Origin of the sequence: Rossellomorea sp. FM04394, assembly GCF_041889765.1 — a bacterium.
In the GTDB taxonomy this organism is placed as follows: Bacteria; Bacillota; Bacilli; order Bacillales; family Bacillaceae_B; genus Rossellomorea; species Rossellomorea aquimaris_B.
In genome coordinates this window covers 4,200,262-4,221,899 of record NZ_CP168654.1, presented here as the reverse complement: position 1 = coordinate 4,221,899, position 21,638 = coordinate 4,200,262, and the positions used below count along the sequence as shown (strand labels likewise).

General features: G+C 39.1%; 21 protein-coding genes. 17 read left to right on the top strand and 4 right to left on the bottom strand.

Translation table 11 applies throughout. From position 1 onward, the window contains the following. Positions 1-23 precede the first annotated feature (23 nt). The 4 genes from ACCB35_RS21095 to ACCB35_RS21080 all read left to right on the top strand — a co-directional run bounded on the left by ACCB35_RS21095 (position 24) and on the right by ACCB35_RS21080 (position 2,846). Positions 24-224 (top strand): hypothetical protein, encoded by a 201-nt coding sequence (locus ACCB35_RS21095; protein WP_374055194.1) that lies wholly within the window; start codon positions 24-26, stop codon positions 222-224. 173 nt (positions 225-397) lie between these two features. After that, positions 398-964, top strand: a complete 567-nt coding sequence (locus tag ACCB35_RS21090; protein ID WP_374055193.1) for a sigma-70 family RNA polymerase sigma factor — start codon at positions 398-400, stop codon at positions 962-964. Continuing rightward, complete coding sequence (locus ACCB35_RS21085; protein ID WP_374055192.1) at positions 957-2,279, top strand: hypothetical protein; 1,323 nt, start codon at positions 957-959, stop codon at positions 2,277-2,279. The genes ACCB35_RS21090 and ACCB35_RS21085 overlap by 8 nt, the downstream gene beginning before the upstream one ends. Positions 2,280-2,525: 246 nt before the next feature. Next, positions 2,526-2,846, top strand: coding sequence for a hypothetical protein (locus ACCB35_RS21080; protein ID WP_374055191.1), 321 nt, complete (start codon positions 2,526-2,528; stop codon positions 2,844-2,846). A 64-nt stretch (positions 2,847-2,910) separates the two neighbouring features. Here the strand turns inward: ACCB35_RS21080 and ACCB35_RS21075 are convergent, their stop codons facing one another. Together ACCB35_RS21075 and ACCB35_RS21070 are read right to left on the bottom strand one after the other, a co-directional pair. Further along, positions 2,911-3,237, bottom strand: a complete 327-nt coding sequence (locus ACCB35_RS21075; RefSeq protein ID WP_374055190.1) for a hypothetical protein — start codon at positions 3,235-3,237, stop codon at positions 2,911-2,913. A 733-nt stretch (positions 3,238-3,970) separates the two neighbouring features. Then, the gene (locus ACCB35_RS21070; RefSeq protein ID WP_374055189.1) at positions 3,971-4,219 is read right to left on the bottom strand and encodes a hypothetical protein; all 249 of its coding nucleotides are present in this window, start codon (positions 4,217-4,219) and stop codon (positions 3,971-3,973) included. 205 nt (positions 4,220-4,424) lie between these two features. On the opposite strand from ACCB35_RS21070, the gene ACCB35_RS21065 reads away from it, so the two are divergent. Both ACCB35_RS21065 and ACCB35_RS21060 read left to right on the top strand, forming a co-directional pair. Then, complete coding sequence (locus ACCB35_RS21065; protein WP_374055188.1) at positions 4,425-5,303, top strand: helix-turn-helix domain-containing protein; 879 nt, start codon at positions 4,425-4,427, stop codon at positions 5,301-5,303. Positions 5,304-5,354: 51 nt separating this feature from the next. After that, entirely contained in the window at positions 5,355-6,041 is a 687-nt protein-coding gene (locus ACCB35_RS21060) for a hypothetical protein (protein WP_374055187.1), read from the top strand. Between the two features lie 79 nt (positions 6,042-6,120). Here the strand turns inward: ACCB35_RS21060 and ACCB35_RS21055 are convergent, their stop codons facing one another. Next, a complete protein-coding gene (locus ACCB35_RS21055) occupies positions 6,121-7,053 on the bottom strand; it encodes a LytR family transcriptional regulator (protein ID WP_374055186.1) in 933 nt (310 codons plus the stop codon). A gap of 197 nt (positions 7,054-7,250) precedes the next feature. On the opposite strand from ACCB35_RS21055, the gene ACCB35_RS21050 reads away from it, so the two are divergent. Next, positions 7,251-8,996: a cell wall-binding repeat-containing protein gene (locus ACCB35_RS21050; protein WP_374055185.1), complete on the top strand. Its 1,746-nt coding sequence runs from the start codon at positions 7,251-7,253 to the stop codon at positions 8,994-8,996. A 36-nt stretch (positions 8,997-9,032) separates the two neighbouring features. Here the strand turns inward: ACCB35_RS21050 and ACCB35_RS21045 are convergent, their stop codons facing one another. Then, positions 9,033-10,280 carry a LysM peptidoglycan-binding domain-containing protein gene (locus ACCB35_RS21045; RefSeq protein WP_374055184.1) on the bottom strand — a complete coding sequence of 416 codons (1,248 nt, stop codon included), beginning with the start codon at positions 10,278-10,280 and terminating at the stop codon, positions 9,033-9,035. A gap of 456 nt (positions 10,281-10,736) precedes the next feature. Between ACCB35_RS21045 and ACCB35_RS21040 the strand changes: the two genes are divergently transcribed. From ACCB35_RS21040 to tagH, 10 genes are all read left to right on the top strand, one after another. Beyond that, positions 10,737-12,104 (top strand): hypothetical protein, encoded by a 1,368-nt coding sequence (locus ACCB35_RS21040; protein ID WP_374055183.1) that lies wholly within the window; start codon positions 10,737-10,739, stop codon positions 12,102-12,104. Further along, entirely contained in the window at positions 12,076-12,807 is a 732-nt protein-coding gene (gene kdsB, locus ACCB35_RS21035) for a 3-deoxy-manno-octulosonate cytidylyltransferase (protein ID WP_374055182.1), read from the top strand. The genes ACCB35_RS21040 and kdsB overlap by 29 nt, the downstream gene beginning before the upstream one ends. Continuing rightward, positions 12,804-13,631 carry a 3-deoxy-8-phosphooctulonate synthase gene (kdsA, locus tag ACCB35_RS21030; RefSeq protein ID WP_374055181.1) on the top strand — a complete coding sequence of 276 codons (828 nt, stop codon included), beginning with the start codon at positions 12,804-12,806 and terminating at the stop codon, positions 13,629-13,631. The genes kdsB and kdsA overlap by 4 nt, the downstream gene beginning before the upstream one ends. A gap of 21 nt (positions 13,632-13,652) precedes the next feature. Further along, a complete protein-coding gene (locus ACCB35_RS21025; RefSeq protein ID WP_374055180.1) occupies positions 13,653-14,630 on the top strand; it encodes an SIS domain-containing protein in 978 nt (325 codons plus the stop codon). Between the two features lie 11 nt (positions 14,631-14,641). After that, positions 14,642-15,169 (top strand): KdsC family phosphatase, encoded by a 528-nt coding sequence (locus ACCB35_RS21020; protein WP_374055179.1) that lies wholly within the window; start codon positions 14,642-14,644, stop codon positions 15,167-15,169. Between the two features lie 16 nt (positions 15,170-15,185). After that, entirely contained in the window at positions 15,186-15,605 is a 420-nt protein-coding gene (locus ACCB35_RS21015; RefSeq protein ID WP_374055178.1) for an HIT family protein, read from the top strand. 90 nt (positions 15,606-15,695) lie between these two features. Continuing rightward, positions 15,696-18,014 (top strand): hypothetical protein, encoded by a 2,319-nt coding sequence (locus ACCB35_RS21010; protein ID WP_374055177.1) that lies wholly within the window; start codon positions 15,696-15,698, stop codon positions 18,012-18,014. A gap of 26 nt (positions 18,015-18,040) precedes the next feature. After that, positions 18,041-19,141, top strand: a complete 1,101-nt coding sequence (locus tag ACCB35_RS21005) for a capsular polysaccharide biosynthesis protein (RefSeq protein ID WP_374055176.1) — start codon at positions 18,041-18,043, stop codon at positions 19,139-19,141. A 57-nt stretch (positions 19,142-19,198) separates the two neighbouring features. After that, entirely contained in the window at positions 19,199-20,002 is an 804-nt protein-coding gene (locus tag ACCB35_RS21000) for an ABC transporter permease (RefSeq protein ID WP_374055175.1), read from the top strand. A gap of 18 nt (positions 20,003-20,020) precedes the next feature. Continuing rightward, the gene (tagH, locus tag ACCB35_RS20995; protein ID WP_374055174.1) at positions 20,021-21,619 is read left to right on the top strand and encodes a teichoic acids export ABC transporter ATP-binding subunit TagH; all 1,599 of its coding nucleotides are present in this window, start codon (positions 20,021-20,023) and stop codon (positions 21,617-21,619) included. Positions 21,620-21,638 lie beyond the last annotated feature (19 nt).

Genomic DNA, 21,638 nt, shown 5'->3' with positions numbered 1-21,638 from the left:
TTGATTTTAGCAGTCTCCAGCGGTTGATTGGAGTGCAAGACGGAGACTCCTGCGGGAAAAGTAGCTTATGTGAGACCCCGCAGGCTTGCCGAGGAGGCTCACGGGCTACCCGCGGAAAGCGTAGTCTTGCACGGAAATCATTAGCGATATTAAGAACCTACATTTCTATTGTTCGTCTTTATTTGGTGTTTTTTGGTTTGTCCCAGCCTCTTCTATTAAACTAAGCACAAGAAATTTCATCCAAAATTGAGACACACTTCCTTCCACTCGCGTCTAATGAATGAATAACTTACAAAAATGTAAAAAAATACATTAAACTTACAAAGAGAAGGACGGACCTGGTTCCAGGGTCGAATCTGAAAATCAGGTACCCGGTCTGCTCAGGGGAGGATAACAAATGGATGAAGTGATACAACATGAGAAGGGGGGAGTGATGCAGATGGAGATAAGTGAAGAAAGGTTGATTGAGAGTTTAATTGATGAGTATGAAGTACAGGTGACGAAATTGGTGTATCTATATGTGAAAGACTGGCCGGCTGCCCAGGATATTACTCAGGAGGTTTTCATTAAAGCCTTTCATGCCCTCCATCAGTTCAATCATAAATCCTCTTACAAAACGTGGATTTATAGAATTGCCATTAACTTATGTAAAGATTATAAGCGCTCGGCTTATTTCAGGAAGAATACGATCGTAAATACGTTCCATACCATTCTTAAAAAAGGGACGTCCATTACACCCGAACAAGAACTCATAACGAACGAAGACAATGACTCAGTGGCATCTCATGTATATTCACTCCCCCTGAAATATCGAGAAGTCATCCTATTATATTACTATGAAGAATTAACGACTGGGGAAATCGGAGACATGCTTGGGATCAATCCTTCGACGGTCCGGACGAGGCTGGACCGGGGGAGAGAGAAGCTGAAGAAAACAATGGGAGGGAGGATTCCCAATGAATAAGGACCCTTTGCACAATATGAAGGATGAAATAGAACGGGAAGTATTCAAGAACACCGACCCTGTCAGTCAAAAAAGAGCCATCCTGACGAAGATAAGGAATGAAAAACAAAAGAAGTCATCGGTCAAGTCCATCTTCACCAATCTTGGCGTTCCTTTATGCATCATCTTGATCCTTTCGATCCTGGGCAGCAGCTATCTATTCAAGGAAGATCTGGTGAAAGAAAATGAAAAAGAGAAAGAAGAACCTGCAGAATTCACATACGTACCGACTGACGAGTGGGATGAAAAGATAATAGAGGAAAAAGCCTCGATCAGAAAATCGGCGACCACCGTCGATGATGTGAAAGAGAATCAGGAGCAAGAAGCAGAAGCAGAGAAAATGCCGGAGAAAAAAGAAGAGGAAGACAAGAATGAACCAGCGGATACATCACCTCCACTCCCGGCCTTTGACTTTTCTACGATCCTGAACAATCCTAATGCTTTCAAGGAAAAAGCAGCCAATGGAACATTCAACGGGACTGACTTTACGATTGGAGATTCCATGGAAGGTATACAGGAGATATATAAGGACAAGTACGAAGATCTCGACACCAAGAAGGGTCACAAAGGCTATGATCGGGTTGAGAACTATCTCCTCTACTTCCAAGATGAAAAGACGTTATTGGAGATCCGTTCCAATATCAGCCCGTCTTATACATTGGACCAGGTCATTGCGACCCTGGGTGAACCGTATTATTTCCTTAATGCATTGGAAGGTGTATATTCGGCGAATTATCTATATGGTGACTATATAGTGGAAATGGAGATACAAGGCAATAACAAAATTAAGCCATATACAATGGAAGAGATCCAATTCATTGATCGTGAATCCGTTATTACCTCAGTAGCTCTTTTTAAGAATGACGGACGTTCAGAGTACCTGAGTAAGGATGTAAAGTATCTAGGAGAAGAAGAACCGATGAAATTCCGTCCTGAATGGTTCAATGAAGCGAGAGACTATATCGTGGAAAATACAGTGTCCCCAGCAGTCGTCCTTCACTCTCAACAGGACCCATTGGAATTCAACATCGTCGTCCCTCAGGAAACACCGGAGGAAGAAATGAGAGCCATAGCAAACCAATTCCTGAAGAGATTGACGGATGTTTCGAACAAAGCGATCGGAGAAGGAACGATTTGGGATGATTATACCTATGTGATTCATATTGAGAATAGTATAGCCGGTTATTACGATACGGGATTGAGCAATTCGAAAAGTACTCACGAAGGGGGTTACCCAGATATCAATTGGTTGGGTGATTTAAACTCGATTGAGTAAGGTCCGTCCCTCATCCACCCCATGGAAAGGTGAAACCGATCCGACACTCGACATCAGAGCTTGATAAGCAGGGTAGCGGCTCATCTTCTCATTGAAACACTTATATAAAGAGCTTTGGCCAATGCCAAAGCTCTTTTATCGTACTTTTGGGAAGGTACTAGACAAATATCGAAATTAGAAGGATTTCACTACGGAAAAGGTGAAATGAAACAGGAGTAGGATTTTATAGAAATAAGAGGAACTCATATGATAACAGCGATTATAGGCATGATATACGCCATACTATTCCTGCTCATTGGATCCGTCATCGTTGCAGTGCTCCCTGCATTATTCTGCAAAAAGAAAATGACATTCGCAGGTAGGGTGGGAATGGAGACCATACTATGGGTCTTATGCTCGATGGGAGTATTACTACTCAACTTGGAATACTTTTTATTGAACTCATTTGCCTATGCAGCCCTTCTAATCAGTGGAATGAAAATAGTGGCATTACCGATCTTAGTCAGGTTAAAACAAACGAATAGAAGAAAGTATATCGTGTTGAAAAGAATAGTGAGAAAGTTTTAAAGCCAATGGTGCAAAAAGAGACTGACCTCATCAAAAGGACAGCCTCTTCAATCTAAACAAAACCTTAGTTACTAACCTTCTCCCGCGCCATATCATAACCCGAATGAATTTCTTTCATCCCGATCACTTTCAGAAAGTGACGGAGCTTCTTCATACAGGGTTCTCCAAGGTCACCTGCAATTTCGAATTGATCAATGACGGCACACTTTTCAACCGTAGCAGCTGTCACGCTTTGCGATTTGAGATACACTACATTGTTGTTGATGGCATACGTGGATACCATGGCTTCCCCGACCTTACAATCACCTTTGGAAAATTCAAATTGGAACTGGATCGACATATCCAAATCCGAGTATAGAGGATTTACTTTCATGCTTATGCTATTCATCATGAAGCCCCCTTTCTTTTATTGTACTTTTATCCTATCAAAAATTATTGAATAAGGTATTTGGCACCACAAAGCAATACAGGGGATATTAGTTTTAAAATCTCCTCCAAGGATCACTTTTTCTCCATTTATATAACTCCGGGCATATTCTTAAAAGAATATTTAAGGTGGAGATGCGCCAATCAAAAGAAGGATAGTTCCAAAATCACATTCCGTCCAAAGTTCTTTTATAATGAAGGAAATGGATACGAACGAATAGAATATATAATTTAGAAGGAAGCGAATTTCAAGAACATCAGAATAGAAGAAAGACCTGATATCAGAAATCTTGTTTAGAAACTATATAGTCAGTAGGAAGGCTTGCGTTTATACTAGTAAAGTTGTCCTATTGAAATACAATGAGAGGGAATGGGGAAAGTAATGAAGTCACCAAAGGTTCATGGTACTATTCATTCTGGTGGTATCAGGGATAGACCCTTTAAGGATGGGTACATAGCGTCAAACATACTCATTTTGAAAAAAGCGAATGGATAAAAGTCAGGGAGGCTATATGATCATTTGCTCTTTTCGACAATACATAGGTGATCAAAGTGAAAAATTCCTCACTTTTTGTTTGATGGTAGGGAAAACTTTCTAGATATATGCTTAAAAGAATATAGTGGGAATGTAAATTCATATTATAATGAAAAAAAAGCCTCCTGCGTTTGAAGGCTTGTCATCTCTCTAGGTTGGAGTATTAGTAAACGGATGGTAGTTCTTTAGAATAAACAGAAGGTAGTTCAGCTGCATTCTCAGTAGGTGCTTTGTAAACAGAAGGAAGCTCTGCTACAACTTTAGAGTAAACAGAAGGTAATTCTGCTACTACATTTGGAGTCGAGTATACAGAAGGTAGTTCAGCTACATCATTGGATGGTGCTTTAACTGCTGCGAAAGCTCCAACAAGTAAGACAGAAGCAGTGGCAATTGTAAGAAAACGTTTTTTCATAGGTATTTCCTCCCTTTTTCAAAGTGAAAGTTTTTGGGTATGATTGATTAAAAGATTGTTAACTATATTAAAGCATATTTAACAAATGCATACATACCGATTCTAGGGGCTTATTCACCAATTTTTGTGATGAAAGATAAGCCATACGGCTGATTATAATGAAAAATATAATTATAGGAATATTTTTTTCTTAGGGGAGATTCACATGGACTTTAGTATCGTAGGTCAAAAAATAAAAGAACTACGTAAGAATATAGGTCTTTCACAGGAAGAGCTTGCAGAAGGGATCTGTACCCAAGCTCAAATAAGTAAAATCGAAAAAGGAGATGTCTTTCCTTACGCATCGACGTTGTTTTTGATATCCAGAAAGCTGGGAGTGGACGTTAACTACTTTTTTGATATAGGAATGACTCCTCGACTTGATTATGTCCTAGAGGTTGGAAGACAGTTGCAAATCGCGAGAAGAAATATGGATTATAAAGAAATGAGAGAAGTGGTCACAGCTGAAGAAGAAAATCCTTTATTCTTTAATAATAACAGAAATTTGCAACTTCTGAAGTGGCATAAAGGAATTTATCAATTCGAGCTTGATAAGGATCTCGAGAAAGCAGAAAATACACTCCGCAAATCCATTACGTTAACCCACACCACCGATAAAATTTGGACAGAAAGAGAAATTGAAATTCTGTTAACGATCGGGGTCATGTATTTCGAAGAAGGAATCTTTGAACGGGCATCAGAGATTTACCAAGAAGTGAAGTCGCATATTGAAGCACTGCCCCATTTGACGGACTATACGATCAAAACGAGGCTCTACTATAATATTGCCAGAGTGTTAACAAGGCTCTCAGATATTGATCAATCCACGAAGTATTGTAAGGATGCCATCGACTGGTGCATCCTAAAGGACAATATGTACCTCCTTGGAGAACTTCATTATCACATCGGCTACAACTATGAGCTACAAGGGAAAGTGGCAGAAGCAGAGAAATACATGCAAAAAGCACTCATTGTCTTCGAGCTTCAAGGAGACGACAAATTCATCCAATACATCCGTCGGAAAATAGAAAAATTAACAATTTAGGGACGGACCTCGATTCTTTTTTAAAAATAAATAGGATTTGAGTGAGTGACTATGAACAAGAGACAAAAGTTGTGGCTAAGGATAAGTGGATCTTTTTTCATCATCGGGCTAGTCATCATGGTGATCGCAGCTTATTTTCTTATCCAATCCGTAAGAGAGAACTTCTACCAAAAAGCATTTGATAAAAGATATGATTTCATTTCATTGGAAGAGGACGGAATAATCGATACAGTCCAAGTCTTTCATGGGGTGAAAATGAGCACCTTTGTACAAAAGGAAAGCGATCCTCCAACGATCATCCTTGAAATTAATGAAGAAGTGGAAGCCAAGCTCAAAGGTTTTAAGGTGAATCCTGATGAAGAAGGCATGAAACCATATTCCGATGCAATTCTATATAAGCTAATGACAGACAAACAGACAGGAAAAGAAGAGTTCATAGTCAGTTTACAAACAACTCCTGCAAATGAGAGCGAACCCACTAAGTATAGAACATACACGATCAATGAAAATGGAATCGTCAAAAAAAGTGATTTCACCACCGACACAAAGTCAAAGCTTGAGACCCAGTGGATAAGAGGGATATCAGAAGAAACACACGGATATTATACAAACTTACCTTATCAGGACGGTGGAGCATCATCTTTACTGTTTCTCTCACTCCTCGGTGCCCTGTTCATGGCAAGTGGCTTCTGGGTGGGTAGATCCATAATCATCAAGGACAAAGGAGCAGCCGCTTAAAGATGGCTGTTCTTTTATTTACCCTGCAAGTGAGTCCCGATAAAAAAACCAGCCCCACAAACCGGGGCTGGCATCATCATCATTCATTCAAATCCAAATGATCCTTCAAATCACTCTGAACCTTTTGCTTTTCTTCTTCAGGGACAACGTAATAATAGATGCCGCCTAAATTGGCACCCTCACCGGCAATTTGACTTTGAGAAATATCCTTCGTTGCGCTTTTATAATTCTTTTGGATATCGACCATTTCGTCCAGTGTAAGATTCGTTTTCACGTTATTACCGATTGCTCCGAAAATGTCGCCATAGTTCCAAAGGGAAGAGACACTGGCGCCTTCTTTGATGACCGCCTGGATGACCTGGCGTTGACGTGCCTGACGACCGAAGTCGCCGCGAGGATCCTGCTTTCTCATTCTGGAATAGATCAATGCTTCTTCTCCGTCCAATGAGATCTGTCCTTCGTTGAAAGTCATTCCACCGTACGTAAAGGCAAAATCATTGTTGACCGTCACGCCGCCAACGGCATTTACGATATCCTTAAACCCTTCCATATTGATCTTCGCATAATAATCAATCGGAATGTCGAGGAACTCTTCAACCGTATCCATCGCCATTTCAACCCCGCCAAAGGCATACGCATGGTTGATTTTATCTTCATATCCTTTTCCGACTATATTGACGAGAGTATCTCGGGGGATACTAAGCATCTTTGTCGTTTTCTCATTAGGATTCACTGTCACAACGATCATCGTATCGGACCGGCCTTTATCTCCATCCCGCTCATCCACCCCTAACAATAATACGGAGAAGGGATGCTTCTTTTCAAATTTGACTTCCTCCGTCCGTTTCTCGGATTTCGGTCGATCAATCTTCTCATTCATCGTTTCAGCTGTTTTGTTTAATGAATGATATATGGAATAGGCGTAGCCTCCACCAGCTAAAAGCAGAAGGAGAAAGATGATTCCAACCACTTTTGGCCACTTACGTTTTTTTTGATGTTTATCCGCTCTCAAATTGTTTCCCACCTATAAGTAATAAATTTTACACATAAGAAAAATATACTAGAAATCAGCTGAAAAAGAAATACATTAGTAAATTTTTGTCTTCTTATGACAAAAGATTAAGAAAATACCAATTAATTGTCGTTTAGCCCCGAGGGAGTTGGGTTAATTTGGTATAATTGGAGTATAAAAAAGAGGGAGAGGATAACTTGATCAAAAAAGTCGGAATCACCATTTTAATCTTCATACTCGCTTTCAGCATGATACAAATGGATCGTGTCCAAGCGAACTCAAATGTAGAGCGAATAAGCGGTGAAAGCAGGTATGATACAGCAAGCATGATTTCCAGATGGGGATGGATTCAGTCGGATGAGGTGGTACTTGCAAGTGGAGAAACATTTCCCGACGCCCTGGCAGGAGGCCCCCTTGCTTATAAACTGGAGGCCCCAATATTACTGACCTATAAACATCGATTACCTTCTGAAACGAAGGAGAGAATCGAAGAACTAAAAGCAAAGCATGTATACATATTGGGTGGGGTCGGGGCCATCGATCGTTACGTAGAAAAGCAATTAACGGATTTAGGCATGAAGATTACGAGAATCGGAGGCGATGATCGTTTTCAGACGGCTGCCAAGATAGCAAACTATCTACCTTCCACCAAAGCCATCGTGGCCAACGGTCGGAACTTTCCGGATGCCCTGGCGGTGGCACCATATGCCGCTAAGAATGGAATTCCCATTGTGCTGACTGAATCCGGAAGTTTACCGGCAGCTACAAAAGCGATAACAGATAAAAAGGAAAAAACGATCCTGGTAGGTGGCGAAGGGGTCATTTCTTCAGATGTAGCATCGAAACTCCCTCCTGATACCCGGTATGGCGGAGTGGATCGTTATGAAACAGCGAAGAAGATCATTGAAGGCCTGCCCATGGAAAAGGAGCATGCTTACGTTGCAACGGGTGCTAACTTTGCCGATGCGTTGTCGGGATCTGTTCTGGCAGCGAAAGATAACGCACCGATTCTATTAGTAAAAAAAGATAGGATTCCTTCTCCAATGGAAAGTCTAGTAAACTTGTATCCGGCATTTTCCATTTTAGGAGGGAGCAATGCCGTTTCTTCTAACGTGGAGGAAGAATTGATAGGCAGCACGGAAGAATTCCAATTCCAAGGGGTCCATATCAACGCGTCAGAAGCCTTTCTGCGCTCTGCTCTCGGAAATCCCCAGCGAATAGATGAAAGCCGATTCAGCTTTGATTGGTATGTTTACAATAAGGATCCCAAGACATATATCCAATTTGGTGTCTTTAAAGGAGTCGTCGTGGCCCTTTATTCAAACTCGGACAGCTGGGTATCCCAGTCAGGACTTAAGCTGGGTCTTGAGAAACCGGAAGTAGAAACGCTTTTGAAACAAATAGGTGCAGAACATAATCGGGGAAGCGACTATTATGATGATGACATGCTCATACGTACTTATTATGATAAAAATGATGGCCATACACTTTCCGGTATCTTACTCATGAGGGACGATTTCACGATCACCAATCCCGATGTGAACGAAACAGCATTAAGAGATGGTCTGGAGAAGCAGATTCTCGACCAGGCAAACGCACTACGGGCACGACATCTTATCGCTCCACTCCAAGCAGATCCTGATGCCCGGGAAGTAGCAAGGGCCCATAGCAGGGACATGGCCGAAAGAAACTTCTTCAGTCATGATAACCCGGATGGCCTATCGTCCTTTCAAAGGATGGATCACGCGGGCATCTCCTTCTCATCAGCTGGAGAAAACATCGCCGCTGGTCAGTTCAATGCCATTGCTGTCCACGATGCCTGGGTCAACTCATCCGGTCATCGCAAGAACATCCTGAGCCCCGTTTTCAAAAAACTCGGTGTGGGAATACACTTCGGCGGAGAGTACGGCGTGTACTATACCCAGGACTTCTATACACCATAAAAAAAGACCCCGATGACGTCATCGGGGTCTACTATTCTATAATTCATAAAACTTCTTGAATCCATCAAATTTAGACTTCCAGTAGGAATTATCCAAACTGGTGATCTCGACGCCATTATCCCCTGCATGAATGAATTGATTATTCCCTACATAAATGCCCAAGTGAGAAATGCCTTTTTTATATGTATTTTCGAAGAATACAAGATCCCCTGGCTGAGGATTATTCACGTAATAAGAACGGCTATAATACCCTTCGCTCGAAAGACGCTTCACACTGTCCGAACCAGCCTGTTTAAACACATAATAGATGAAACCGCTGCAATCGAATCCTCCGGCCGATGAACCTCCCCATACATAAGGGGTCCCCATATGGGACTTAGCCTCACTTAATAATGTATCAACGCTAAAGGAAGCGGGGGCCTTAGGTGTTTCCTGTTTTGGCGGGGGAGCTACCGGTTTCTTCCCTGATTTCACCTGCAGGATCTGTCCAACTCGCAGGAAATCATTTTTAAGCCCGTTCCAGCTTTTCAGTTCAGCCACTGAAACATCAAACTTCATACTGATATGAGATAAGGTATCCCCGGAGCGCACCGTATAGGATTGCTGCCCTGATTCCGGCTCAGGCTTGGAAGGAGAAGGAGCTGTTGGAGCTGGTTTCGGAGCTTGTCCATTCCCCTTTGAAACCTTCAAGACTTGACCAGGATAGATCAAGTGCCCCTTAATTCCATTCCATGAAGATAACTCACTGACAGATACAGAATATGTAAGAGCGATTTTTCCAAGGGTGTCACCGGACTTTACTGTGTAGGTCCCTCCCTGTGGTTGACTGGGGGCAGGCTTCGGTGCCGGTGCCGGAGATGGAGTAGAACCAGATCCCTTTGAAACCTTCAATACCTGTCCAGGATAAATCAAATGGCCTTTGATCCCATTCCAACTTGATAACTCCGAAACTGATACAGAATGGGTAAGAGCAATCTGTCCCAATGTATCACCGGATTTGACGGTATACGTCTTATTACTGGAATTACTCTTATTCTCTGTCTTCTTAGGGGGCGCAGTAACGTTCGATCCGCTTTGAGCAACCTTCAGAAGCTGATTAGGGTAAATAAGCTCTGACTGCAGCTTATTCCAGTTCTTCAGGTTCGATACCGTCGTATCGTACTCACGGGCAATCGTCCATAACGAATCACCTGATTCTACCTTATGGGTACTGGCTGCCGCATAACTAACAAAGGAAGATGAGAGAACAGCCGTAGCTGCTACAGTGGTAAGCGTCTTTTTCACAGATATTTCTCCTTTATTGTCATAGTTTGGTAGATAATATTGTCATTTTATCACATTTATTAGCATTATAGCCTAAAATTAAGAGATTATGGTAGTTTATTGTGAAAATATTACTCATTTTCATGCGATAAATTATTTGAAAATTTGACAATTTCCTTATTTCTTATTCAAATCAATTGCCGATTATGAGAGAATAGAAAAATGATTTTAATATATTAAAATCTCATCTATTGTAGCAATACCGCATTATTGCTTACTTATAAAATTTATCAGCTTATATTAAATTTTATTAAAATGGTGTAAATGTAAAAGAAACACAATATTACATTTTAATTAAAAATTTTACTTTCTTTTACAAAAAAATTAAAATTTTATGTTATAATCTCACTATTGCTTTTTTTGACTGTTGAGTTTTGTAGAATTCTAAAAGTACGGACTCCTTACAAGGAGGGGGAAATGAGTAATTATTTATTCCTAAGAGGAAACAGAAATAAAAGCTTCTTCATGAACATAGCGACATCATTGGAGGAAAAGGGTCATACATGTCATCTTTTGAAATTCGAGTTGGGGGAACTCTTGTTTAAAAGTAATGTCTCTACATTGTTTGTGCCATTTCATGTAACCAAAGACGAATATCCGATAAGTAATGAGGAGTTGTGTCGATTATCCATTTATAATATTACTTATCGCAGGGATATTTTGGGTTCCGATGTGTCTGCTAAGGAACTGAAGACGTATAAACGATACATGTATTTTATTGATAGATATATAGAGTCGAAGGATATCCAGGTGATTTGTTTATTTAATGGATATCATTGGATCGACCAAGTTGCAAAGTATATTGCAAATAAAAGAGGCATCGAAATTGTTTACTTTGAGGATGGTTTGTTCCGACCGTATACAGTGACTTGTGATCATAAAGGGATCAATCAAGAATCCTCAATTCCACGATCACCTGATTATTATGATGCAATTGAAATAGACCGTGAGAGAATGAGATTGTATCTGTTTCAACCTGAGTTAGAACAGTTGAAAGAAAAAAATGAGAGTTTATTTATAGTAGCTTTTGTGAAGCTTCTTTCAATGTTGGGCGGTTTATTCCGGATTCATCCGAACTATTATGTACACATCACATTTTGGCAGGGGCTTAAGTATTTCGTTCAAAAAAAGTTTTTCTCAAAGAGAAGGCCTGATCGACTTGAGCTCCCAAAAGAATATGTGTTTGTCCCATTCCAAGTATCACGGGATACTCAAATCCTCTATCATTCTCCTACTATAAAAGATATGAGGGATTTACTCGATTTGGTTTATGAATCGGTAGAGACTATTAATATAGAACAAAATAGGAATATTGAAGTCTTAGTTAAAGAACATCCTGAAGATATGTCCAGGAATAATTATCAAGACTTAAAGAAAAAGTACAAAAATGTTCAAGGTGTTACCTTTATAAAGAAGTACGGTGTCAGTAAGCTGCTGAACAACGCGGCCGCAGTCATAACCATTAACTCGACTGTCGGAGTTGAAGCCTTGGCCAGAAACAAAAAAGTGATCACTCTCGGTGAAGCTTTTTATAATATAGAAGGTGTAGTGGATCATTGCAGTTCTCCTGATAAATTAACCGATGTACTCAAAGGTACCCTGCAAAAACCCATTAACAAAACGAGGATTCAAAAATTCATCTATTACTTAAGGTTTATCTATCAAATAGAAGGTTCTATTCAATCCCGCAATAAGCTGACAGCAGAAAAAATAGCTGATCGAATTGATACGAACAACCAAAGAAAGGAAAGAGAACATGAAATTTGTAGCCGTCATACCTGCTAGATATGGTTCATCCCGGTTTCCTGGAAAACCATTAGCGCCTATCTTGGGAAAACCAATGATACAACATGTATATGAAAGAGCGAAACAAAGTAAACTGATCGATGAGGTAATTGTGGCAACAGATCATGAAGAGATCAGTAAAGTGGTAGAAAGCTTTGGAGGAAGAGCCGTTATGACCAGCACTTCCCATGAAACGGGATCGGACCGAATTCAAGAAGTGGCTTCTAAGGTTGAAGGAGATTTCTTCTTGAATATTCAAGGCGATGAGCCGCTAATCAAACCTGAACTTATCGACTTGCTCATTTCACATGCCAAGGAATCGTCAGATGCTGTGATCACGGCTAAAGTTGAAATAAACAATGACGAAGATAAGGATGACTCGAACATAGTAAAGGTAGTAACGGACACTAATGACTATGCCCTTTATTTTTCAAGGTCAAACATCCCGTTCAACCGTTCGGGTCTTGCCACGGCTAAAACCTATAAGCACTTAGGCATTTATGGATATCCAAAGAATATCCTTGGCGAATTTGTCAATCTGCCTCAATCGCCACTCGAAGAACTGGAAATGCTTGAGCAACTGAGATTACTTGAAAATGGATTCAAAATTAAGGTGTTTGAAACAACATACGAAGCTGTCGGTGTAGATACACCGGAAGATATAGCAAAAGTAGAAAGAATATTAGGAGGAAATGCATCATGACAAAAGAAATCATCTTAAACGACAACATTAAATTCGGTGGGAATAACCCGTTCGTTCTAATCGCGGGTCCTTGTATGATCGAAAGCGAAGAGCTTGTAATGAAAACCGCAGAAACGGTTAAAGAAATCACTACTAAACTAGGAATCCCATATGTTTTCAAAGCTTCTTTCGATAAAGCGAACCGTTCATCCATCCATTCAGATCGAGGACCTGGGATCGAGAAAGGTCTTGAAATCCTTGCGAAAGTAAAGAAAGAATTTGATCTTCCTGTAACTTCAGACATCCATGAAGCTGGACAAGCTGAAATGGCAGGAGAAGTCCTGGATATCATCCAAATCCCGGCTTTCCTTTGCAGACAGACAGATCTATTGGTTGCTGCAGCGAAAACAAACAAAATCATCAATGTGAAAAAAGGTCAATTCCTTGCACCTTGGGATATGAAAAACGTTGTGACAAAAGTTCAAGAAACAGGAAATGATCGTATCCTTTTAACAGAAAGAGGTACAACATTCGGTTATAACAACCTTGTTGTTGATATGCGTTCACTAGTGACAATGGGTGAATTAGGAGCACCGGTTGTATTCGATGCTACACACAGCGTTCAAATTCCAGGAGGAAACGGTACAACGACTGGCGGTAAGAGAGAATTCGTTCCTTATCTATCAAGAGCGGCTGCATCTGTAGGAGTGTCTTCTATCTTTATGGAAACTCACCCGAATCCGGATGAAGCTATGTCTGACGGCCCGAATATGGTCAAATTGCATGAGCTGGAAGAAGTGCTTAAGCCAATTAAAGAAATCGATCGACTAATCAAACAATACTAATCATTAAGTAGGAGGAACGATATGCTAAGCGTAAAAACTGTTGATTTCACTGAAGTGGTAAAGGATGTTTTGGAAAAAGAGGCAAACGCGATTTTAGCTTTAACAAACACCATAGGGGATTCCATCAACGAAGCGTTAGACATGCTCTTGAATTGCGAGGGAAGAGTAGTCATAACGGGAATGGGTAAGTCAGGAATCATTGGTAGAAAAATTAACGCTACAATGGCGAGCACAGGAACGCCTTCTTTATTCCTTCACCCATCAGAGGGATTACACGGTGACCTAGGAATGGTGACGAGACATGATGTTGTCATTGCGATTTCCAATAGTGGGGAAACAGAAGAAGTTTTAAGCCTGATCCCGTCCATTAAAAAAATCGGTGCAAAAATGATTGCAATCGTAAAAAACACCGAATCTACTCTCGGGATGAAATCAGATCTTGCCCTAAGTATTGGAAAGGTGGATGAAGCTTGTCCATTAGGATTAGCCCCTACAACAAGTACAACAGTGACGTTAGCATTAGGAGACGCTTTAGCGGTTGCCCTACTAAAAGCAAGAAAGTTCGGCCCAAGTGATTTTGCTCTATTCCATCCGAGTGGGTCTTTAGGAAGAAGACTATTGATGACGGTGAAGGATGTAGTATTTGCATCGAGTAAGAATCCACTGGTTACACCAACAACATCGATTCAAGATGCATTATTCCTGATGACAGCCCAAGGGTTGGGAGCAACGAGTGTTGTGGATGATACGAATAGGTTAATGGGGATATTGACAGATGGAGATATCCGTAGAGCGATTACAGCTTCTCAAGACATTCTGAATAGCTCAGTATTTGATCTTTACAACCCCAACCCTGTTGTTATTGAGGAAAATGCTTTAGCTGCAGAAGCATTGAAGATTCTCGAAGAAGAGAAAGTAAATGTGCTTCCTGTTGTGGACGAATTTAACACACCAATCGGCATGGTTCACATTCAAGATTTAGTGAACCTGGGATTATAAGAGGTTTTAAGATGAAGAATAATATCAAACTAATCGTTTTAGACGTAGATGGAGTACTAACAGACGGGAAGTTGTATATCGGCTCTGATAGGGTTGAATACAAACCATTCCATACACAGGATGGAATGGGAATCAGTCTGGCTCATTATACAGGCATCAAAACAGCGATCATCACAGGTCGTAAGTCAGAAGCTGTTTCAAAAAGAGCAGAAGAATTAAAAATTAAATACGTTTATCAAGGCATCCACGATAAATTAACGGTACTTGAAGAGATTATGGAGGACATGCAGATCAGCCTTGCTGAAGTTTGTTATGTCGGTGACGATATTAATGATCTTCCTGTCCTTACAAAAGTTGGATTGCCAGTGGCTCCAAACAATGCGGTCAGCATTGTGAAAGAGTATGCTCAATATGTAACAATTTCCAATGGCGGCGAGGGAGCTGTCAGGGAGGTCATCGATAACATCTTGGCTGAACAATATGATTACCATTCCCTTATACAGGACTATCTTGATGGTAAGGTATTGATTGTTCAATAATAAAGGAGTGCTTTCTATGAAAAGTTGCCCAATCTGTGAAAAACATCAAACGATAGAAACTCCATTATATGAAAACGAATATTGGATGATTACACCGGGATCTTATGATTCACAAGTTTTAGGTTATTTGTATTTGGAACCGAAAAGGCATGTTGAAAATTGGTCAGACCTTACTGATGAGGAACTTATGCAAATCGGATTATTAATTAAAAAAACCGAAGGAGTTCTCAGAGAAGTACTTAACATAGATCGTTTATACTCTCTGACCATTAGTGAACAAGTAAGACACTTACATTTTCATTTAGTACCGAGAGCATCTGGTGAAAACACTAAAGGAATTCCTCTATTAGAACGAGCTACTCAACAGAACACGAAAGAAAAAATCACAACAGAGGAATATAATCGAATGCTGGATGCACTAAGAGAGAATTTTTAATTTAAATTGAAGCACTAGTTAGTCAGATACCCCTGCAAAACTAGTGTTTTCTTTTGGTATGGATTTTCAAACAGAAAGGAATTAAGAAGAATGAGTGGTATTAAAAAAATGAAGAAACTTACTAAAAAAGTTCTTAAAAAGGCAGGACTGTATGAAAGTAAAAAAAGTCCGGCTACTGGGAAACTACCTTTTCAAACAATAGGGTCTAATTGGGATTCTTCGGACAAACCTGTAGCCTTCATGTTTGGCTTCAATCCTTGGAAAAGAGAACACATGAGTCACTTTTTCAACGAATATAGAACCGCCTTTGTATTTGGAAATGGAAACATGGATAGATTAGAACCTTATTTCAATCAATATGAAGAAAAAGTGTTCATTATCTGGGGTTTTAAAGAAGAAGAAGATTTGATTAAATATGCTGAACAAAAAAACATAAAAGTCTACAGGGTAGAAGATGGGTTTGTAAGGTCAGTAGGTTTAGGTGCTGCACACACTCTACCGTTATCCATTGCTGTCGATTCTAAAACCCTTTACTTTAATTCCAGGGAAGCATCCGATTTAGAAGAAATCATTCAGACTTATAACTTTGAAGACAATAAAGAAGTGATCGACTCCGCAAGTCGCAGTATGAATATGTTGATTAACATGGGAGTAAGTAAATATAATCATACAGCCCGAACCGATATAAGCGAAATTTATGGGGAGAAAAAGAAAAAAAGAATACTCGTCATCGGGCAGGTTGAGGATGATGCATCGATTCGCTATGGATGTGCAAGATCAATCCAAAACAACGATCTGGTAAGAGCGGCATACGAGGAAAATCCAGATGCAGAAATCATCTATAAACCCCATCCGGACGTCTTGGGAGGGTATCGAAAAGCGTACTCAAACCCTATGGATGTAACCGACATTGCAAAGGTTGTTACAGAACCATTAGGTCTTGTAGATGCCCTGGAAACAATCGATCATGTATATACCATCACATCTTTAGCAGGATTTGAAGCATTGATACGGGGAATTAAAGTCACTTGTTTTGGTGCTCCATTTTATGCTGGATGGGGACTGACCGATGATAGACAAGAAACGCCGAGGAGAAACAGGAAAGTAACAATTGAAGAACTTTTCGCGGCAGCATATGTTATCTATCCTAGATATTTAAATCCTGATACAAATGAACGGATTGATCTAGAAGAGGCAATTCTGATATTAGACAAAATGATTGCAAAGAATACCTACATGATAGGTAAAGAATTATTCAAAAACAGAAGATTATTAGAAGCGGAAACATTAGTGAATAAAGCCATACAGCAAGTTGATGACAAAGAGCTTGAATTTGCGTGGAGTATGGATATGCTTCAAATATTGTTGGAGAAAGAAGCATACAAAGAGGTTATTCAGCTTTCTGATACCCTGATAGAAAGTAAAAATAAAAACATCGATTGGTCTCTTTATTATACCAGGTCTTTAGCTTTTAAAGAGATGGGTGAACTTTCAACTGCGATTGACAATTTATACGAATCCTTGAAACATGACCGAAAGATTGCGGTACTGAACGAGCTGATTGATTTGTTATGGTGCGTGGAAGGGCCAAATAAAAAAGTAATTCAGTTTATTCAAGAGATCATCCAAAGAAGAAAAAAGGTTCCTGGCAATGATCTCATAAAGTATGCGGCAATTTACAATAATGCCGGATACTATTCAGAGGCGAAAAAGCTGGTCAAAAAATCAAAGGTGAAAGTAACGGACATACCTTATTTAGCATTATCGTCATTGGTTGGTCCTGAAAGTAATAATGGATTATCCAACGCTCAAGAGGTTTATAGAACCATACTGTCATTAGAGGGTTCCTTTGAATCCAAAATAGCTCAGGCTGAGGGCAGCGTTTGCGTGGTAGGGGAAGAGAAAACCATTCAAGAGCAAGGTGATTTTATTGATGGCCACAAGGTCGTTATCAGAATAAATAACTTTAATGTCGACTATCCTAACTCCATTCACTTAGGAACGAAAACCAATGTATGGTTCAGAAAAGCCAAGACGGGTGAGAGTACCAACGTTGGCAGACTGTTTAATGAAATAGATTTAATTTTGTTAAATGAAACAAATTACCTGCACGCGGATGAGGACGCAAGTGACTTATTAAAGCATTTATTAATAATGAAAAAAATCCCGCAAAGCTATCCTCATTCATACTTTAAAGAATTAGTAGGTACATTAGGGCACATTCCAAGTGATGAGCTCTTAGTTCTATACTGGATTTATAAAATTCAGGGACCTCTAAAACAAAGCAGTGTTGTAGGTATCTCAATGGATAACCTTAAATCCTTAAGAGAAACAGACTTATTTAATAGTCTATTTCAGCAGAATGATTCGAAGTCAATAAATATCAGTAAAGCCACTGTTAAAAAATAAGGACAATGAATGATATACTATTTAATATGAAAAAGTTAAAAAAAGTCATTAAAACAACAATAAAACCTTTATATATTATATATAAAACAATCATTTTCCTAGTTAATGATAAAAAAGGTGAATCCGGAAAAACGGTCGCTTATCTTTTTAAGATTTCAGATTGGAAAAGCAACTATATGGATGCTTTCTTGAATGAGTATGATATAAAAATCGTTCCATTCCATACGAATATAAGAATACTGAAATATAGTGTTGAAAAATATGACCGAAAAGTATTCATTATTTGGGGATTCAATGAAGACCCTAGCATAAGAGATTATGCATTCAAGCATAATATTCCCATATATAGGTTGGAGGATGGCTTTGTACGCTCTAAGGGGCTGGGCTCATTGCATTCTCCCCCCTACTCCATCTCTTTGGATAAGAAAGGGATGTACTTTGACTCAACACAAGAAAGTGACTTGGAACACCTATTAAATACCTTTAGATTTAATGAAGAACCTGAAATCATCGATAGAGCAAGACAAGCGATAGACAAATTGTTGCATCTTAGAATAAGTAAATATAATCATGTGGATAAGAGGAATATTGAAGAACTATATGGCATTAAAACCACTAAGCGCATTCTGGTTATTGGTCAAGTCGAAGACGATGCTTCGATACAAAAAGGCAGCGCCATTAGATGGACTAACAACGATGCAGTAATCTTAGCCAGAAAAGAAAACCCGGATGCAGAAATCATATACAAACCTCATCCAGATGTTTTGACAGGGAGAAGACCTTTACAATCCGATCCTCAAGAAATTAAGCATCTTGCCAGAGTAATTGAGGAACCATTAAGTCTTGTTGATTCACTTGAAACAATCGATCACGTCTATACGATTACATCCCTTTCTGGTTTTGAAGCCTTGATCAGAGGCATAAAAGTAACTACTCTGGGGGCGCCTTTTTATTCTGGTTGGGGCTTGACGGATGATCGTCAATTAGTCAGCAGAAGAAAAAGAACGTTAAGTATCGAAGAATTGTTTGCTGGCGCGTATATCTTATATCCAAGATACGCAGACCCTCATTCAAAACAGAAGCTTTCCTTGGAGGAAACAATCGATATTATTAGTAATGTGGGTTAAAACCAATTGAACACTTTCCAAGAATAATAACTAGATTAATAATAAGGAAGCTATACTATGAAATTCGTTTTTCTCATAATTAAAGAACAATTAACAAATATTCATTTGATGCTTCGACTGGCTACCTATGAAATTAAGGGTAAATACTTGATGCATTACCTCGGGGTCCTATGGCAATTCTTAAACCCTGCCATTCAAATCGCTGTGTACTGGCTAATATTTGGATTAGGGATCAGAGGCGGTGGAGAAGTAAATGGCTATCCATTTTTCACCTTCTTGATTGTAGGCATAATACCTTGGTTCTTTATCAGCCCATCCATTAATCAAGGATCAAACAGCGTATTCAAGCAAATTAAGCTGGTATCTAAAATGAAATTCCCGATAAGTATCTTACCTTCTGTGAGTATACTGAGTAACTTTTTTAATTTTCTTGTGATGTTGACTTTGATGGTGGTCATTCTTTATTTTAACGGAGTCACACCTAGTCTTTACTTGCTGCAGTTACCGTATTATCTCTTCTGTACAATAGTATTTCTTTACGCTACAACATTATTGTTCTCGACATTCTCTACAATTGTTCGGGATTTTCAATCTTTGTTACAATCGACTTTAAGAATGTTGTTTTATCTATCCCCTATATTATGGGACATTCATATGATGCCTGATATTTTTGATCCAATCATAAAATTGAATCCAATTTACTACCTGATTGATGGATATAGAAATACATTTCTGTATAACATATGGTTCTTCGAAGATGTAAATTTTCTAATGTATTTTTGGATTGTCACTATTTTCTTGCTTTATATTGGTTCTAGTCTTCATATGAAATTCAGAAAAAAATTCATTGATTACTTGTAGTTCGGAGGCTTGTATGTAATGAAGCCAAAAGTTAAATTTAAAAATGTCTCAAAGAGCTATACTTTTAATAAGAAGCAGCTGCACAAATTATTCGATCTATTTCGCATTAAGAAAAGCTCAAAAAACTTCTTTGCCTTGCAAGATGTTTCGTTTGAAGTGAATGATGGAGAAAGTATCGGGGTTATTGGGATCAATGGATCCGGAAAGTCCACCCTTTCTAATCTGCTTGCTGAAGTTGTACAACCAAGCTCCGGAACGATTGAAATGAATGGTGATCCTTCCTTGATTGCAATCTCTGCGGGCTTGAATAATAACCTGAGTGGACTTGAAAACATCGAGTTGAAATGTTTAATGCTTGGTATGGATAAAAGGGAGATTAAAAGAGTAACTCCTGAAATTATAGAATTTGCTGACATAGGCGATTTTATTGAACAACCAGTCAAAAACTATTCCAGTGGTATGAGATCGAGGCTGGGATTTGCAATCTCTGCCCATACAAACCCTGATATCCTTATTATAGATGAAGCTCTTTCTGTTGGAGATAGCACCTTCTACGACAAATGCCTGAAAAAGATAGAAGAATTCAAAAAGCAGGGCAAGACCATTTTCTTCATTAGCCATTCTGTTGGGCAAGTTCGCTCGTTTTCAGATCGAGTGATGTGGATTCACTTCGGAAAGCTAAAAGAATTTGGTGAGAAGAAAGAGGTATTGGATAACTATAAAGAGTTCATAAGCTGGTTTAATGATTTAAATGAAGAAGAGAAAAAAGTGTATCGCAAGGAAATGCTGAATGAACAATTCAATCGAAGCAATATATCTCGAGCAGGGAATCACGTCAAAAAGGAATCATTCATCAAGAGAGTGCTAAGTTCGTTGACCATTTTATTACTTACTGTCTTACTATCTTTCTTCACTCTTCAAATGTTCGACTTAAAACCATTCAGTTCTTTAACAAGCATGTTCAAGGGCAATGCCTTATTAGATCCTGATGCAGGGGATGAAAAGCCTGAAAAAATAGAAGAAATACCTGTAGGTCAAAATGCGGTTATTTCAACCGAGAGTGTAAAGGTCTATGAGGATAAATCTTTGGATAACGTTAGTAGAACGATGGAATTCGGAACTGAAATATATGTCGATAAGAAAATCGGGGACCTTTATAGTATCAATGAGAATGGAGTCAATTCTTTTATCAAAGCAGATAAAGTAAAACTTTTATATAATCCACAAGAACCTTTAGATATTTCCATTCGAGAGATGCTGGATTTTCTTCCAGAGATATTCACCAATTCATACAGTTATTATTTAGCCTATTTAGAGATGGACTATGACAAAATAAAAGAAGATCTATTAGAATTAACAAATGAAAGAACGGATTCTTATGGGAGAAAACTTCTTGAGTACTCCTTCGACAAAATTACGTATCGCTTTAATGACGAGTTACTTTCTAATGCAATAATCATTGAAGATATCGATACAGATAGTCCTGAACTTCAAGATCTAATCGAGAAAGCAACCGTTGTCGATCAAACTAACGGAATGTACTACTTGAAAACGATCGATTATAAGGTAACTATAGATTTGCAAGAAAGAAAGATGGCGTTGGAGCTCATTGAATGATGGTAAGGCTATAGGTGCC